At 60.0% G+C, this 15,759-nt stretch carries 16 protein-coding genes and 1 riboswitch; all 16 genes read right to left on the bottom strand.

Going from position 1 to position 15,759, the window contains the following annotated elements; translation table 11 throughout:
* Positions 1-3: 3 nt before the first annotated feature.
* Positions 4-354 carry a LapA family protein gene (locus INS80_RS04440; RefSeq protein ID WP_192964470.1) on the bottom strand — a complete coding sequence of 117 codons (351 nt, stop codon included), beginning with the start codon at positions 352-354 and terminating at the stop codon, positions 4-6.
* Positions 355-639, bottom strand: a complete 285-nt coding sequence (gene ihfB, locus INS80_RS04445; protein WP_192964471.1) for an integration host factor subunit beta — start codon at positions 637-639, stop codon at positions 355-357.
* Between the two features lie 323 nt (positions 640-962).
* Positions 963-2,684 carry a 30S ribosomal protein S1 gene (gene rpsA / locus INS80_RS04450; protein WP_192964472.1) on the bottom strand — a complete coding sequence of 574 codons (1,722 nt, stop codon included), beginning with the start codon at positions 2,682-2,684 and terminating at the stop codon, positions 963-965.
* Between the two features lie 292 nt (positions 2,685-2,976).
* A complete protein-coding gene (locus INS80_RS04455) occupies positions 2,977-3,606 on the bottom strand; it encodes an NAD(P)H-dependent oxidoreductase (RefSeq protein ID WP_192964473.1) in 630 nt (209 codons plus the stop codon).
* A 216-nt stretch (positions 3,607-3,822) separates the two neighbouring features.
* A complete protein-coding gene (gene cmk, locus INS80_RS04460) occupies positions 3,823-4,440 on the bottom strand; it encodes a (d)CMP kinase (RefSeq protein WP_192964474.1) in 618 nt (205 codons plus the stop codon).
* 10 nt (positions 4,441-4,450) lie between these two features.
* Positions 4,451-5,797 (bottom strand): 3-phosphoshikimate 1-carboxyvinyltransferase, encoded by a 1,347-nt coding sequence (aroA, locus tag INS80_RS04465; protein WP_192964475.1) that lies wholly within the window; start codon positions 5,795-5,797, stop codon positions 4,451-4,453.
* A 105-nt stretch (positions 5,798-5,902) separates the two neighbouring features.
* Positions 5,903-6,628, bottom strand: coding sequence for a tRNA (guanosine(46)-N7)-methyltransferase TrmB (gene trmB, locus INS80_RS04470; protein WP_192964476.1), 726 nt, complete (start codon positions 6,626-6,628; stop codon positions 5,903-5,905).
* 88 nt (positions 6,629-6,716) lie between these two features.
* Positions 6,717-7,574, bottom strand: coding sequence for a bile acid:sodium symporter family protein (locus tag INS80_RS04475; protein WP_192964477.1), 858 nt, complete (start codon positions 7,572-7,574; stop codon positions 6,717-6,719).
* A gap of 186 nt (positions 7,575-7,760) precedes the next feature.
* On the bottom strand, positions 7,761-8,942 hold the full coding sequence (gene metK / locus INS80_RS04480; protein ID WP_192964478.1) for a methionine adenosyltransferase: 1,182 nt from the start codon (positions 8,940-8,942) through the stop codon (positions 7,761-7,763).
* A gap of 6 nt (positions 8,943-8,948) precedes the next feature.
* A riboswitch (SAM-SAH riboswitch) is annotated at positions 8,949-8,999 on the bottom strand.
* Between the two features lie 62 nt (positions 9,000-9,061).
* A complete protein-coding gene (gene lnt / locus INS80_RS04485; RefSeq protein WP_226892558.1) occupies positions 9,062-10,504 on the bottom strand; it encodes an apolipoprotein N-acyltransferase in 1,443 nt (480 codons plus the stop codon).
* 44 nt (positions 10,505-10,548) lie between these two features.
* Positions 10,549-11,472 (bottom strand): hemolysin family protein, encoded by a 924-nt coding sequence (locus INS80_RS04490; RefSeq protein WP_192964480.1) that lies wholly within the window; start codon positions 11,470-11,472, stop codon positions 10,549-10,551.
* 22 nt (positions 11,473-11,494) lie between these two features.
* Positions 11,495-12,007 (bottom strand): rRNA maturation RNase YbeY, encoded by a 513-nt coding sequence (gene ybeY, locus INS80_RS04495; protein WP_192964481.1) that lies wholly within the window; start codon positions 12,005-12,007, stop codon positions 11,495-11,497.
* 13 nt (positions 12,008-12,020) lie between these two features.
* Positions 12,021-13,034, bottom strand: a complete 1,014-nt coding sequence (locus tag INS80_RS04500) for a PhoH family protein (RefSeq protein ID WP_192964482.1) — start codon at positions 13,032-13,034, stop codon at positions 12,021-12,023.
* A 161-nt stretch (positions 13,035-13,195) separates the two neighbouring features.
* Positions 13,196-13,501: a hypothetical protein gene (locus INS80_RS04505; RefSeq protein WP_192964483.1), complete on the bottom strand. Its 306-nt coding sequence runs from the start codon at positions 13,499-13,501 to the stop codon at positions 13,196-13,198.
* Between the two features lie 12 nt (positions 13,502-13,513).
* Positions 13,514-14,077, bottom strand: coding sequence for an OmpA family protein (locus tag INS80_RS04510; protein WP_192967183.1), 564 nt, complete (start codon positions 14,075-14,077; stop codon positions 13,514-13,516).
* Positions 14,078-14,382: 305 nt separating this feature from the next.
* Positions 14,383-15,708, bottom strand: a complete 1,326-nt coding sequence (miaB, locus tag INS80_RS04515; RefSeq protein ID WP_192964484.1) for a tRNA (N6-isopentenyl adenosine(37)-C2)-methylthiotransferase MiaB — start codon at positions 15,706-15,708, stop codon at positions 14,383-14,385.
* Positions 15,709-15,759: the final 51 nt, after the last annotated feature.

Genomic DNA, 15,759 nt, shown 5'->3' on the forward strand with positions numbered 1-15,759 from the left:
AGATCAGACCGTATCGTCCAGAAGGGCGAGCACTTCGTCCTTGCCTTCGTGCTTTTGCTTTTTCAGCTTCTGCACTTCACGGGACAATTTCTTCACCTCGCGGCTCTGATTCCCGGCCTCGCGGCGGTGCTTGTGCTCACGCAGCCATTCCCAGATGAAACCGACCACAAGACCGACGGCAATCCCGCCCAGTACCACCACAAACAGTGGCAGGGCAATGGACGGGTTCCAACCGACCAGTTCCGCGAAGGCGGCTGGCATCAGCTTCAGCTCGACGACAGAGCGGTTCGCAAGACACACCGAGACCAGAACGATCCCCAGCGTGCCCAGAATGGCATAACGAATATAGCGCATTTAGGCCTTTCCGTTCAGACGGTCCCTCAAGAGCTTTCCGGTCTTGAAGAACGGCACATGTTTTTCCTCTACATGGACCGTTTCTCCGGTACGGGGATTGCGACCAACCCGCGCATCCCGCTTCTTTACCGAAAAAGCCCCGAATCCACGCAACTCAACCCGGTCGCCCCGGGCCATCGCGTTGGTCACTTCCTCGAATACCGTGTTCACGATCCTTTCGACGTCCCGCTGATACAGGTGCGGGTTTTCGTCTGCAATCTTCTGAATCAGTTCAGAGCGGATCATATTTCCTGCCCTCCCAAGCCAACGCAATCCTCTGCCAAAGTGCCCCCGACTATAGCAAGGAAATCGGCGCTCCGGGAACCGGAAGAGGCACGGCCGATCTCCTTATTCTTGAAGTTTGCCTGAAAATGCCATGTAAAACCAGCGATTTGCTGCCCCATGTGGCGGCGCCTGGAGTCGTGAGAGAGTTTTCGCCCATTGCTCGCCCCGCCAATTGGTTTGATTCGCAGCATCCCTATGCGCCATCCCATGTGCGCAAGCCGGACGACAAATACAAAACGGCCCCGCCAAAGGCAGGGCCGTTTCAGGGATTTCGGATCGAAAGATCAGTCGCCGGTCTTCAGCGCGGCGCCCAGGATGTCGCCCAGCGATGCACCGGAGTCCGAGGAGCCATACTGTTCCACGGCTTCTTTCTCTTCGGCGATCTCGCGTGCCTTGATCGACAGGCCCAGACGGCGGGTCTTGCTGTCGACGTTGGTGACGCGCACGTCGATCTTGTCACCGACCGAGAAGCGCTCGGGGCGCTGATCGGCGCGGTCGCGGCTGAGGTCGGAGCGGCGGATGAAGGACTTCATGCCTTCGTATTCCACTTCGATGCCACCGTCTTCAATGGCAGTCACTTCGACGGTCACGATCGAGCCACGCTTCACGCCGCCCACGGCTTCGGCGAACTTGTCACCGCCCAGGGCTTTGATCGACAGGGAGATACGCTCTTTTTCAACGTCCACTTCGGAGACAACGGCCGAAACCATGTCGCCTTTGCGGTAGTTCTGGATCGCATCTTCGCCACGCTCGTCCCAGCTGAGGTCGGAGAGGTGAACCATGCCGTCGATGTCGCCTTCGAGGCCGATGAACAGACCAAATTCGGTGATGTTCTTGACTTCGCCTTCGACCTCAGTGCCCTCAGGGTGAGTCTCGGCAAAGAGCTCCCAGGGGTTGCGCATGGTCTGCTTGAGGCCCAGGGACACGCGGCGCTTTGCGCCGTCGATTTCCAGAACCATGACGTCGACTTCCTGAGAAGTGGAGACGATCTTGCCGGGGTGCACGTTCTTCTTGGTCCAGGACATCTCGGAAACGTGGACCAGACCTTCGACACCGGGCTCGAGCTCAACAAATGCACCGTAATCGGTGATGTTTGTGACGCGACCCTTGTGCACCGAACCCAGCGGGAACTTGGCACCAACCAGATCCCACGGATCTTCCTGCAGCTGCTTCATGCCGAGGGAGATACGGTGGGTCTCTTTGTTGATCTTGATGACCTGAACCTTGACGGTTTCGCCGATCGACAGGATCTCGGACGGGTGGTTCACACGGCGCCATGCCATGTCGGTGACGTGCAGCAGGCCGTCAACACCGCCGAGGTCAACAAACGCACCGTATTCGGTGATGTTCTTGACCACGCCGTCAACCGCATCGCCTTCGGACAGTTTGCCGATGACTTCTGCACGCTGTTCGGCACGCGATTCTTCCAGGATGGCACGACGCGACACAACGATGTTGCCACGACGGCGGTCCATTTTCAGGATCTGGAAGGGTTGCTTCAGACCCATCAGCGGGCCAGCGTCACGCACCGGGCGCACGTCAACTTGCGAGCCGGGCAGGAAGGCCACGGCACCGCCGAGATCGACAGTGAAGCCACCTTTGACGCGGCCGAAGATCGCGCCTTCGACGCGGGCATCGTCTGCGTATGCTTTTTCCAGGCGGTCCCATGCTTCTTCGCGGCGGGCCATCTCGCGGGAGATGACGGCTTCGCCACGGGCGTTTTCGGCTGCGCGCAGGAAGACTTCCACGTCGTCGCCGACAGCGATTTCAGGGGCTTCGCCGGGATTTGCGAATTCTTTCAGATCAACGCGGCCTTCCATTTTGTAGCCGACGTCGATGATGGCCTGGCCTGCTTCAATTGCGATGACCTTGCCTTTAACAACGGAACCCTCGTCCGGGGTATCCATTTCGAAGCTTTCGTTCAGGAGGGCTTCGAATTCCTCCATCGATGTGTTCTGAGCCATGTGGTCTCGGATTTCCTTTTCATATCGTATTTTGCTGGCCATGCGGTTGTCTCCGCCGGTCTGAATGGGTTGGTCGGTCCGAGATCACGCAGTTGGACCCTCTGGAGCAAACAAACACAAAGGGCCGGAGGTTGCCCCGACCCTGCTCAGAGTGTCTTTCGTGCGTTTTCGCATCTCTGTCGACAGGCGCCGTATAGGGGGTTTACGCCTTCCTGGCAAGGGGAAAGGGACTCTGCGCTCTCAGCTGGCAGCCAGTCGCTGCTACTCCGTCGAAATCATTGGGGCAGGCGCCAGCTGTTCCTGCCGCCCGCATGGTTTGATGTCCAGGCTGACCTCAATCGATTTCAGTGACCAGAGCCTCTTTGGCCTTGCGCACCTTTTTCAGCGGCAGCAGCCAGTCGCCCTCCTCTGCGCGGTAGCCCAGAGGGAGAATCGCGACGGACTTGAGGCCCTTGTCGCTCAGCCCCAGAATTTCGTCGAACTTTGCCGGGTCGAAGCCTTCCATCGGGGTGCAGTCCACCTCAAGCTCAGCCGCGGCGATCATGGCAAAGCCAAGCGCGATATAGGCCTGACGGGCGGCGTGCTCAAAGTTGACTTGCGGATCGCGCGGCAGGTAGGCCTTTTTCAGGTTCTCGTAGTAGGTGGTCACCAGCTCACTGGTGCCGCCGCGCTCCTCGGCCATCTGGGCGACCACGGCGTCGATGCGCTCAGCGGTGTAAGTGTCCCAAGCCGCAAAGACCAAAAGGTGGGATCCGTCCGTCAGCTGGGCCTGGTTCCAGGCATGGGGCTGCAGCTTGGCGCGCAGCGCTTTGTTACGGATCAACACTAGCTCAAAAGGCTGCACACCGCTTGAGGTCGGCGCAAGGCGCACCGCCTCGATGATCTTTGCGACCTTCTCTTCAGGCACCGATTTTGCAGGGTCCATTTTCTTGGTGGCATAGCGCCAGTTCAGTTTATCCAGCATTGCAGCAATCCTTCCAGTGAGGGGAGGGTCCTCCGCCAGCGCGTAAATCAAACTGAACTGTTTAGTTCAAGTCCATTCGTTCTCTCAGTCAGCCATTGACGCCGCGTCCAACAACAATTTGCAGCAAGAACGGCAGCAAAACTGGATTCATTTAGAAAAAGGCGCACCCGAGGTGCAGGCATGCAGGTAATCCGTGCCGCTGATTTAAGCGCAGACCTATCCCTGCTTTTCCTTGATCACACCAATGGCCGCTGCGATGGCAGCCTCGATGCTCAGATCGCTAGTGTCGATCACAATCGCGTCCTCGGCCGGTTTCAAAGGCGCCTCGGCCCGGTTCATGTCGCGCTCGTCTCGCGCTTTGACATCGGCGAGAACCGTCTCAAAATCACTTTCCGAGCCGCCCTCGCGCAGCTCCAGGTAACGCCGCTCGGCACGCACTTCGGCGCTGGCGGTGACGAACAACTTCACCTCGGCACTTGGGCAGATCACCGTGCCGATATCCCGCCCGTCCAGCACCGCTCCCCCTGCCCTGCGGGCAAAACTGCGCTGGAAGTCGACCAGTGCCTGGCGCACGTCGCCGATCACCGCCACCTTGGACGCGGCCTGTGCAACCTCAGCCGTACGTAGGCCATCGACCTCAAGGTCCTCTGCAACAAGGGCCTGCGCCGCACGAATTGGCTGCTCCCCCATCAGCACCTTGGAGCCGACAGCACGGTACAGAAGCCCGGTATCAAGGTGAGCAAAGCCAAAATGCGCGGCGACCGCTTTGGAGATCGTACCCTTTCCGGCAGCCGCCGGGCCGTCGATTGCAATGGTGAAACTCTGGCTCGTCATCCCTGACACCTCATGCGTGGGTGAACTTGGCGCCCAGCGACACCATCAGCGGCTCGAAGATCGGGAAGGAGGTGGCAATGGGGCCGCCATCGTCCACGGATACGGGCTTCTGCGCCGCCATGCCCATCACCATGAAAGACATGGCAATACGGTGATCCAGAAAGCTTTCGCAGGTGCCGCCACCGGGTACACCTTCGGGGCCCATCCCCATCACCGCCCACCAGTCCTCGCCTTCACGGACGGCCACACCATTTGCGCGCAGGCCCCGCGCCATGGCGTCGATCCGGTCGCTTTCCTTGACGCGCAGCTCTTTGACGCCCGCCATCATGGTCTCGCCTGTGGCGAAAGAGGCCACCACCGACAGAACCGGGTATTCATCAATCATCGAGGCCGCGCGCTCGGGCGGCACTTCGATCCCCTTCATATAGGGGGAGTATTTCGCGCGCAGATCGGCCACGGGTTCGCCGCCCTCGATCCGCTCATTCTCATAGGTCAGATCCGCGCCCATCTCGCGCAGCGTGGTGAACAGGCCGGCGCGGGTAGGGTTCAGGCCGATTCCAGGAACCAAAACGTCCGATCCGGGCGTGATCAGCGCAGCGCACACTGGGAATGCCGCAGAAGACGGATCGCGCGGCACGGCGATCACCTGCGGTTTCAACTCGGGTCGCCCGGTCAGGGTGATGACGCGACCCTCGTCCGTTTCTTCGGTGGTGATTTCAGCGCCGAAGCCTTCAAGCATGCGTTCGGTATGGTCGCGGGTCGCTTCCTGTTCGATCACCACAGTCTGCCCTGGCGCGTTGAGGCCCGCCAGTAGCACCGCCGATTTCACCTGCGCCGAGGGCACCGGCACCACGTAGCGCACCGGCACGGGATCGGCAGCCCCGACGATGGTCATCGGCAGCCGCCCGCCCGAGCGCCCCACCGCCTGCGCACCGAACAGAGCAAGCGGATCCGTCACCCGCGCCATGGGGCGCTTATTGAGGCTGGCATCGCCAGTAAAAGTCACAGTGATCGGCGAGGTCGCCATGGTGCCCATGATCAGCCGCACCCCGGTGCCCGAATTGCCGCAATCGATCACGTTGTCCGGCTCGGCAAAGCCACCGACCCCCACGCCAAAGACTGACCAGTTGCCACCACCGTGGTTCACCACCTCGGCGCCAAAGGCCTGCATCGCCTTGGCAGTATCGAGCACATCCTCGCCTTCAAGAAGCCCCGTGATCTTCGTCTCGCCCACCGCCATGGCGCCCAGTATCAGAGAGCGGTGCGAGATCGACTTGTCGCCTGGCACCTCCGCCACACCAGAAAGCCGGTCAGCACGGTGAGAGGTCATCGGGATGGGCGTGCCGTGTCCGGACATTTGGCTTTCCTTCGTCAGAGTATCTCTGCCCGCGCCCCGCGCAGACATGTTTCCGCTATCGGTAGCGAATTGATGGCGAGCGGTCCAGCGCCGATGATCGGGATTTCACCCGAGACGGCGGAAGGTCAAATAATGGGGCGTACGTCCTTCACGCAAGGCTTTTTGCTCGTACCGGGTGGAGATCCAGTCGTCCCAAGGTTCGCGCCAGTCGGCGGGCCGTTCGGCCAGCCATTCGAACCCGGCTTTCGGAACCTCTTCCAGCGTCTGGCGCACGTAATCGGGTATATCCGTAGCCACGCGGAAGATCGCACCGGGTTTCAGGCAGCGCGCCAGCGGCTCAAGATGTTCTGGCGTCACGAACCGGCGGCGGTGATGGCGCTTTTTCGGCCAGGGGTCGGGATAGAGCAGGAAGGCGCGCGAAATCGATCCCTCGGGCAGGACATCCATCAGATCGCGCGCATCCCCCGGATGCACTGCGATGTTTTCGACACCCGCCTTGCGGATCTTCCCCAGCAGCATGGCGACACCGTTGATGAAAGGCTCTGCACCGATGATGCCGACATCCGGGTTGCTCACAGCCTGATGAACCAGATGTTCACCGCCGCCAAAGCCAACCTCAAGCCAGACATCACGCCCACCAAAGAGTGCCTCCAGATCAAGCGGTTTGCGATCCGGGTTCTCATCCCAGCCCACAGCCCCCGGAGACAGGGCGTCCAGATCTTCCTCAAGGTAGCGCCGCTGGCTGTCCTTCAGGGTCTTGCCACTAAAGCGACCATAGAAATTCCGCCAGGGTGCGCCCGTAGGGTGATTGTCGCTCGGCTTGTCAGACATCGTCTCTCTCGCTTGGATCGCCCGTGCCTTTGCCGCAGGAGGCGCCCTAGGTCAAGTCCAAGGCTTTTTCATAGAACGTCCCAAGCAGTCATCCTTGAAAGACCTGCTTCAGAAGAAACATGCCGGGAATGGTCACGATATACATCGTGATGCCATAAAGCGCGGCTGGAACTGCATATTCCGGAATGCCGGAGGCCTGCGCCACCATGCCTGCAACCGCAATGCCGAGAGTCGCGTTCTGCACCCCCATCTCGACCGAGATACAGAGCCCGTCCGGCCCTGACAGGCCGATCAGGCCCGCGATACCCACTCCAAGCACCAGGAGAAGCGCGTTCAGGATCATCAACACCGGCCCCAGTGACCACATGTTGGCCGTGAACAACTCCCAGTTCGTAGCCAATGCCGCTACAACGATCACAACGAAAAGGATCAACGCCAGGGTCGAAACACTAGTTTCGATCCTGGCCGCCACACCCGGCCCCATCCAGCGAGCCAAAAGGCCGATGATCACAGGCACCGCCGTGATGGCAAACATCGACATGCCGATGCCTAGCACGTTCACCGCGGGAGCGGCGGCACCAAGAAAGGTCGACCCTGCCCAGGCAACCAGTACCGGAACAGTGATCACCGACAGAAGGCTCACCACGGCAGTCAGGGTGATCGACAGGGCCACCGTGCCGCCGGCCAGTTTGGTCAGAATGTTCGAGGTCACGCCGCCAGGGCAAAACGACAGGATCATCACCCCAAAAGCCATCGCGGGCGGCAGGTCAAAGATGATGAGCAGCAGATAGGCCACTAAAGGGACCGCCACGACCTGCATCACAACCCCGGACAGAACCGCTTTGGGCATTGCAAGCACCCTGCCGAAATCGGCAAAGGTCAGTCCAAAGCCCAATGAAAACATGATGAAAGCAAGTGATAGTGGCAGCCCCACATCGATGAGCATTGGTCGACCTCCCTGTTCGCCACGCAAAGGTTGCATAGATTTTCGAGGCCACCAAAGGTTCCGTTGGGGCATGGACGCTAGCTCGAACGCCCTCAAGAGCCAAAACAACCGCCGTACCCAAGCACCGCAAAAAGCAAAGGCCCGCCGCATCGCGACGGGCCTTCCAAACTTGTAGAAACAAGCAGTTCAGACTGCCTTTTTCAGGGCCTCTACCAGGTCGGTACGCTCCCAGCTGAAACCGCCATCCGCATCGGGCTCGCGGCCAAAGTGACCATAGGCAGCGGTGCGCTGGTAGATCGGCTTGTTCAGCCCCAAGTGCGAGCGGATGCCACGCGGGGTCAGATCCATCACCTGATCGATGGCCTTTTCGATAGCCGCAGGCTCAACCTCGCCGGTGCCGTGGGTGTCGGCATAGATCGACAGGGGCTTGGAAACACCGATCGCATATGAAAGCTGGATGGTGCATTTGTCCGCCATGCCGGCCGCAACAACGTTTTTCGCCAGATAGCGCGCTGCATAGGCCGCCGAACGGTCCACCTTGGTCGGATCCTTGCCGGAGAAGGCACCGCCGCCGTGGGGCGCTGCGCCGCCGTAGGTATCCACGATGATCTTGCGCCCGGTGAGGCCTGCATCGCCATCGGGACCACCGATCACGAACTTTCCAGTCGGGTTCACGTGCCAGATGGTGTCAGCTGTCAGCCAGCCTTCGGGCAGGACCTCGCGGATGTAAGGCTCGACCAGCGCGCGGATATCAGCAGAGGTCAGGCTTTCATCAAGATGCTGCGTCGACAGAACCAGCGAGGAAATTCCAACCGGCTTGCCGTTCTCATAGATCACTGAAAGCTGTGATTTCGCATCCGGACCCAGTGCAGGCTCGGTGCCGTTCTTGCGAACCTCAGCGAGGCGACGCAGGATCGCGTGGCTGAATTGCAGCGGCGCAGGCATCAACGCATCGGTTTCATTGGTGGCAAAGCCGAACATGATGCCCTGGTCACCGGCGCCTTCATCCTTGCCTTCGCTTGAATCCACACCCTGCGCGATATGGGCAGATTGTTCGTGCAGCAGGTTGGTGATTTCCACGGTCTCGTGGTGGAACTTCTCCTGCTCGTAGCCGATGTCCTTGATGCAGGCGCGGGCGATCTCATCGATCTTGCCCATGTAGTCGTGCAGTTTGTCCTTATCGGACAGACCCACCTCGCCCCCGATAACCACACGGTTTGTCGTGGCAAAGGTTTCAGCGGCAACGCGTGCCTCTGGCTCTTCTGCAAGGAAGGCATCCAGTACGGCATCGGAAATCCGGTCACAAACCTTGTCCGGGTGGCCCTCGGAAACGGACTCCGAGGTGAAAGTGTAGTTCTTGCGGGTCATGAAAAGTGCTCCATTTGTGTTTTACCTCACCACGCCAGGAAGCCGTTGTGGGAGGAATCACTGCTCAGTAAGCAGGCACATGCCTGTCGTCAATCTTTTTGCAGAAATGGGTTGAGCAGCTATGAACGTGGTGGCGGAATTGTGCCACGGCGCAAGGCTAGAGCCGCGAGGATCACGCAGAGGATAAAGACAGGCCAGTCTCCGGTGCGACTGAAGAACGTTTCGGGCAAGGGGGCGGGCAGAACGACATCGACATAGCCTGCCTCTCCCAGCTTAAGCGACGGACCAAGGCGCCCATAGGGGTCGATCAACCCGGAAATCCCCGTATTGGCGGCGCGCAGCATTGGCAGGCCCTGTTCGGCAGCCCGCATCCGCGCCTGCACCAGATGTTGATACGGCCCCGACCGGGTACCGAACCAGGCATCATTGGTGATCTGCACCAGAACATCGGGGCGTTCTGGCGCGGCGCGCACATCCTGCGGAAACACGACCTCGTAGCAAATTAACGGCAGCGCCGCCCCGATTGGCAGGTCCAGCAATCGCGCACCGGGGCCGGCCGCATAGCCTGCCCCCGCTTGCGAGGCGAAGCCATGGATCCCAAAGCGCGCCATCATATCTCCAAAGGGCACGTACTCCCCAAACGGAACCAGATGCGCCTTGTCATAAAGCCCCTGAACGGCGCCATTCGGCCCCAGGTAGGCCGCGGAATTGTAATATGCTCCATCTTCCTCACGCTGGATCCCGATCAGCAGAGGCACGCCCGGCGCGGCCTGATGTACCGCCTCAAGCGTCTCTTGCGCGTGATTCAATAGCTGCGGAACCGATGTTTCTGGCCAGATGATCATGTCCGGGCGCGCGCCTTCGGCATTAAACGCCATGGCGCGGCGCACGAAATCCCATCGAAAATCAGGGTGCCATTTCTGATGCTGCGGCGCATTGGGCTGCACCAGGCGCACTCTGTGTTCCGTCCGCTCGGGCGCAGGCGGTTCAGGCAAAAACGCCGCAAGCGCAGCCAGAGCGACCGCTGGCAGCAGTGCGCGAGCCGGGCGTTGATGTATCACCGCCAGGGGCAAAAAGGCGACAAGCGTCAGCAAGGCCAGTCCATGGGGACCAATCCAGGGCAAAAGCTGCACTGCAGGCGTGTCAATCCAGAACTGTCCAAAGGCCGCCCAGGGAAAGCCCGTCAGCACATAGGCGCGGGCAAATTCCGCAAGGCTCCACAGCGCCATCAGCAGCAGAAGGCGCGCGCCACCATCGGCAAAACGCACCGCGACGAAAAAGGCGCCCCCCCAAAACAAAGCCAACCCACCGGCCAGAAACAAAAGCGCAAAAGGCGCCATCCAGGCGTGGCGTTCAGGGTCAACGAAAAAGGGCTCGATGATCCAAGCAAGTCCTAAAGCAAAATAGCCAACCCCGAAGGCCCAGCCGAGGAAAGCCCCAAGACGGGGACTCTTGATGCGCAACACAAGCACGCCGATCCCACCCAAAGCGATGGGAACCGTCCACAAGAAATGCGCAGGAGCCAGCGCAAAAGACATCAGAGCGCCCAGAGCAAGGGCCATAAGTCCGGGAAGCAACGCATCCCGGCTCAGGCGCAGCCTTTGCATCATTCTGTGGTATTGGGCACCAGAACCCGCAGCCGTTTGATCCGCCGAGGATCGGCGTCCACCACCTCGAACTCGGGGCCATCAGGATGAACGATCACCTCGCCGCGTGCGGGCACACGGCCAGAGAGCATAAAGACCAGCCCACCCAGAGTATCGATCTCTTCCTCGTCCACATCATCATGGTTGGTCAGGGACATGCCGATCTCGGCCTCGAACTCAGCCAAGGGCGTGCGGGCCTGCGCGATGTAGCAGCCGGATTTCTCACGGAACCAGGTCTGATCCTCGCCGGTGTCATGCTCGTCTTCGATTTCCCCGATGACCTGTTCGATCAGATCCTCGATGGTCACGAGCCCGTCCACGCCGCCATACTCGTCGATCACCAGCGCCATATGGCGCCGCTCGCCCTGCATTTTGGCCAAGAGGACGCCAATGGGCATAGACGGCGGTACAAAGAGAAGAGGGCGCAGCATCTTGCGCAGATCAAAGGCTTCCTCACCACAGTTGAACCCGTGGGTCAGCGCAAAATCCTTAAGGTGGGCAAAGCCAAGCGGCGTATCCAGAGTACCTTCGTAGACAGGAACGCGGGTGAACCCGCTTTCACGAAAGACGCGAACCAGATCTTCGCTGTCAGTTGTCACGGGAACGGCCACGATTTCCGCCGAGGGGATGGCCACGTCTTCCACACGCATCCGACGCAGGTTGATCATGCCGTGAGGGCGAACCTCTGGCGCGGTCGCGCCCTCTTCTTCCGGCGCGTCTGCCGTCGCCGTTGGCGCAAGCGACCCAAAGAGGCGGCCGAAAAACCCCGTCTTCTCGTCGTGATCCACTCCGAGATCCGTCCCGTTTTTTTTGCCCGCAAGGGCCTCACTCTCTATCTGCAGCGCGCTATGCGCTGCGTTAGAACTGCCTTCTATATCGCCCATCTATCCTATCCAATATGCCCCATCAGAGGCTTCCACTTTCCGTATATGGGTCATCGATACCCAGTTTGCCAAGTATTTCGACCTCAAGAGCTTCCATCACTGTGGCGTCCGGGTCGCGGATGTGATCGTAACCCAAAAGATGCAACACTCCGTGAACGAGCAAATGGGAGAGGTGGTCGGCAAGCGGTTTGCCCGCCTCATCCGCTTCGCGCGCGCAGGTTTCATAGGCAATGGCGACGTCACCCAATGAGATTTCTCCGGTGAAATCCGCCTCTGGCGGTAGCGGCGTGCCGCCCGGTTCCTCCGCCGCAAGATCATCAGCAGGCCAGCTGAGAACATTGGTCGGAGTGGGCTTGTCGCGGAATTCAGCATTGAGGTCGGCAATGCGCGCGTCATCGCAGGCCAAGAGCGAGATCTCGCACTCCTCAGGATCCAAGCCGAAATGATCGAGCGCAGTGCTGATGCTGCGTTCGGCCAAGGCCTCAAACGCCACCGCGTTCCAGCGGTCATCCTCCAGAGAAATCTCAAGCGTCATGACGGGGTTTCACTCAGCCTGCCGGAACGTCGGCGTCATAGGCTTCGATGATGGCAGCAACCAGCGGGTGGCGCACCACGTCCCGCGCGGTGAAGTAGTTGAAGCTGATCTTCGGGATCGACTTCAGCAGCCGTTCCGCATCCGCCAGCCCCGAGGGCACCCCGCGCGGCAGGTCCACCTGGCTGCGGTCCCCAGTGATCACCATGCGCGAGCCCTCGCCGAGGCGGGTGAGGAACATCTTCATCTGCATGGTCGTGGCGTTCTGCGCCTCGTCCAGCACCACAAAGGCATTGGACAGCGTGCGCCCCCGCATAAAGGCCAGAGGTGCAATCTCAATCGTCTTTTCTTCTTTCAACTTGGCAAGCTGCTTGCCGGGAAGGAAATCGTTCAGCGCATCATAGAGCGGCTGCATGTAGGGATCGACTTTCTCTTCCTGGGTACCCGGCAAGAAGCCGAGCCTCTCGCCCGCCTCAACGGCGGGACGGCACAGGATAATTTTGTCGACCTGACCGGTGATGAACATGCTGACACCCACTGCCACGGCCAGATAGGTCTTGCCGGTGCCGGCAGGGCCAATGCCAAAGGCCATCTCGTGTTCATAGAGGGCCTTCACATAGGCCTTTTGCGCATCTGTGCGCGGCTCCACCAACTTTTTGCGGGTCTTGATTTCAACCTTGCCACCGCTGAACATCTCAAGCTGGCTGCCGCTATTCGCCGCATCGGCCTGCTCCATGCGCAATTCACGATCAACATCGGCGGGTTCAACGCTGCGGCCCGTTTCAAGCCGGTCATAAAGCGCCGTCAGGACAGCCGCCGCCTGCTCCCGCGCGCCTGTCTCGCCCATAACGGACAAAAGATTGCCGCGACGCAGGACCTGCACTCCTAGTTTTTGTTCGATTTCGGCGAGATTGCGATCGTATTCACCGCAAAGGTCGATCAGCAGGCGATTGTCAGGGAATTCCAGCAGCACTTCATGTGCGGTGTCGGGATGGGCGTGGTGCGACGGGGTCGGGGCGCTGGTGGCCAATCTGTAGTCCTCTGCTTGGGTGTCTCTTGGCTTAGTGTGAACCTCTCCGCCACCATGCGCAAGCGCAGGGGCGAAAAATTCACAGAGGTGAAACAAATGGCTCAAAAGAAAACAGCCGCCCCAGTTGGGACGGCTGGTTTATCGCATTTGCTTGGGGTCGATCAGAGAGGATCGCCAAATGTAGAACCGGATTTGAAGGGGCCGGTGGCCACATTGCGCGGCAGTTCGCTGTTACAAACCGGCTTGCCATCCGGTGTCCGGCGCAAGTCCGCATAGCCTTCGACACCGTCATCGATGATCCAGTGTTCACAGCCTGCGGGATCGACCCATATACCGGCCGTCAATTGCGAAAGGTCCCCGCTTTTGCCATCAAAGATGTTCTGGTCGCGGGTCTTGTCCGTGACATCACCACAAGCGGCGACAGACAGCGCCAGGCACAGGGCGGCGGCTCCTTTGAGAATGGTCATCCTGTAATCCCCCTAGCGCACACAGTAGATTTCAACGCGGCGGTTCTGCGCCATATTTGCCGCGCTGGTGTTCGGTACACGCGGGTCACGTTCGCCATAGGCACGGATGTCACCCACACGGGCCCCGGCGGATTTGGCCACCTGCGCCACGGCATTGGCGCGGCGCTTAGACAGAGCAATGTTGTATTCATCCGACGCGCGGCTGTCGGTATGGCCGGCAATCACGAAATAACGGGTCCCCGGCTTGGCTTTCTGGAAGAACTCCGTCAGGCGCGAACGACCCGCCGCGTTGATATGGTGCTTGTCGGTGGCAAAGAACTGATCCGTCGGCATCATGCCGCAAAGCTGACCACGACGACACACCGGCTTTCCGTCGGGTGTAACATGCGGAGTCATATAGCCCTCGGCCCCGTCATCCATGACCCAATGTTCACAGCCATCCGGGTCTACCCAGATTGTTGGGATGTAACGCTCGCCCCGCACAGTACGAGACTGCGAATCCTGCGCCGCAACCGACGCCGTCGACAGGCTTAGCGCGGTCACGGCAGCGACCAGCACAGCGCCTGCGGTTTTCATGTTGAACTTCAGCACAACCAGATTTCCTTCACCTAAGTCCCCCGGAGTTTGCCGCATCATGCGTTAACGCTCAGGCTATCATCGAATTCAATGTATGCCCGCAAAACTACACGAATTTTCCGCAGATTGCGTGCCATGATGAGATTTTTTTCACGAAACTATGCGGTTTTCGCCAACACTCAAACCCGTTTCCGGCAATTGTTCTCAAAATGGATGCAATAAAGACTCACCTGGCCGTCCTCATCCGTCGGCCAGGAGGTGTGCCACTTGCGCGCCTCGTGTGAGACCGTGGGGGCGATCGCGTGTTATCCGATCAACTCACCCGCGAGAGAATTTGCCCCGGACGATACGATGCGCACCCGCGCCAGATCGCCAATCTGCCGGTCGCAATCGGCAACATGGACCGCATGCAGGTAGTCGGATTTACCGACCATCTGACCTGGCAGACGGCCCGCCTTTTCGAAGAGGACACCAACCTCGCGCCCGACCATGCTGTCCTGGATCTCACGCTGCTGACGCGTCAGAAGGGCCTGCAGGCGCTGCAGGCGCTCATCGGCCACGGCAGCCTCAACCTGTGCGCGTTCTGCTGCCGGCGTGCCGGGACGGGTCGAGTATTTGAAGGAATAGGCAGTGCCATACTTCACTTCCTCGATCAGATCCAGCGTTGCCTGGAAATCCTCTTCGGTCTCTTCTGGGAAGCCGACGATGAAATCGCCCGAGATCAGGATGTCGGGGCGCGCGGCGCGGATGCGTTCGATCAGACGGATATAGCTTTCGGCGGTATGGCTGCGGTTCATCCGCTTGAGGATCCGGTCCGATCCGGCCTGCACCGGGAGGTGCAGATAGGGCATCAGTTTCTTGCAAGTGCCATGCGCCTCGATCAGGTCGTCCATCATGTCGTTGGGATGCGAGGTGGTGAACCGGATACGCTCCAGCCCGTCGATCTTGTCCAGTTCCCAGATCAGCTGTGCCAGTGTCCAATCGGCACCATTTGGACCTTCGCCGTGATAGGCGTTGACGTTCTGGCCCAGCAGGGTGATTTCGCGCACGCCGCGCTCGACCAGCTCCTGCGCCTCGCCGATCACCCGGGACACGGGGCGGGACACCTCGGCGCCGCGGGTATAGGGAACCACGCAGAAGGCGCAGAACTTGTCGCAGCCTTCCTGCACCGTCAGAAACGCCGTCGGGCCACGCTTGGCCTTGGGACGGTTTTTCAGTTTCTCGAACTTGTCCTCTTCGGGGAAATCTGTGTCGAGCACCTTCTCCCCGCCACGCGCCTTGGCCTCCATTTCCGGCAGGCGGTGATAGCTTTGGGGGCCGACCACAAGATCCACCAGTGGCTGGCGGCGCATGATCTCTTCGCCCTCGGCCTGTGCCACGCAGCCCGCCACGCCGATCTTGAGATCCGGCTTCTCCGCCTTGAGCCCCTTGAAGCGGCCCAGCTCGGAATAGACCTTTTCGGCGGCCTTTTCCCGGATGTGGCAGGTATTGAGCAGGATCATGTCGGCCTCATCCGCCGATTTCGTCTCCACATAACCCTGCCCGCCCAGCGCCTCGGCCATGCGTTCGCTATCATAGACATTCATCTGACAGCCGTAGGTCTTGATAAACAGCTTCTTGGGCGCACTCATGGGTTCGTTGCCTTTTCGCCGGACAAAAGGTAGATCAGCGGTCTGCCTTAC

Source organism: Phycobacter azelaicus, assembly GCF_014884385.1.
In the GTDB taxonomy this organism is placed as follows: domain Bacteria; phylum Pseudomonadota; class Alphaproteobacteria; order Rhodobacterales; family Rhodobacteraceae; genus Phycobacter; species Phycobacter azelaicus.

Excerpts from the sequence above, each read along its gene's own strand:
- INS80_RS04505 (WP_192964483.1), bottom strand. The coding sequence starts at position 13,501 with ATGACCATTCTCAAAGGAGCCGCCGCCCTGTGCCTGGCGCTGTCTGTC.
- miaB (WP_192964484.1), bottom strand. The coding sequence starts at position 15,708 with ATGAGTGCGCCCAAGAAGCTGTTTATCAAGACCTACGGCTGTCAGATG.
- lnt (WP_226892558.1), bottom strand. The coding sequence starts at position 10,504 with ATGGCCCTTGCTCTGGGCGCTCTGATGTCTTTTGCGCTGGCTCCTGCG.
- rpsA (WP_192964472.1), bottom strand. The coding sequence starts at position 2,684 with ATGGCCAGCAAAATACGATATGAAAAGGAAATCCGAGACCACATGGCT.
- INS80_RS04455 (WP_192964473.1), bottom strand. The coding sequence starts at position 3,606 with ATGCTGGATAAACTGAACTGGCGCTATGCCACCAAGAAAATGGACCCT.
- INS80_RS04510 (WP_192967183.1), bottom strand. The coding sequence starts at position 14,077 with ATGAAAACCGCAGGCGCTGTGCTGGTCGCTGCCGTGACCGCGCTAAGC.
- ihfB (WP_192964471.1), bottom strand. The coding sequence starts at position 639 with ATGATCCGCTCTGAACTGATTCAGAAGATTGCAGACGAAAACCCGCAC.
- INS80_RS04475 (WP_192964477.1), bottom strand. The coding sequence starts at position 7,574 with ATGCTCATCGATGTGGGGCTGCCACTATCACTTGCTTTCATCATGTTT.
- trmB (WP_192964476.1), bottom strand. The coding sequence starts at position 6,628 with ATGTCTGACAAGCCGAGCGACAATCACCCTACGGGCGCACCCTGGCGG.
- ybeY (WP_192964481.1), bottom strand. The coding sequence starts at position 12,007 with ATGACGCTTGAGATTTCTCTGGAGGATGACCGCTGGAACGCGGTGGCG.
- INS80_RS04440 (WP_192964470.1), bottom strand. The coding sequence starts at position 354 with ATGCGCTATATTCGTTATGCCATTCTGGGCACGCTGGGGATCGTTCTG.
- aroA (WP_192964475.1), bottom strand. The coding sequence starts at position 5,797 with ATGTCCGGACACGGCACGCCCATCCCGATGACCTCTCACCGTGCTGAC.
- cmk (WP_192964474.1), bottom strand. The coding sequence starts at position 4,440 with ATGACGAGCCAGAGTTTCACCATTGCAATCGACGGCCCGGCGGCTGCC.
- metK (WP_192964478.1), bottom strand. The coding sequence starts at position 8,942 with ATGACCCGCAAGAACTACACTTTCACCTCGGAGTCCGTTTCCGAGGGC.
- INS80_RS04490 (WP_192964480.1), bottom strand. The coding sequence starts at position 11,472 with ATGGGCGATATAGAAGGCAGTTCTAACGCAGCGCATAGCGCGCTGCAG.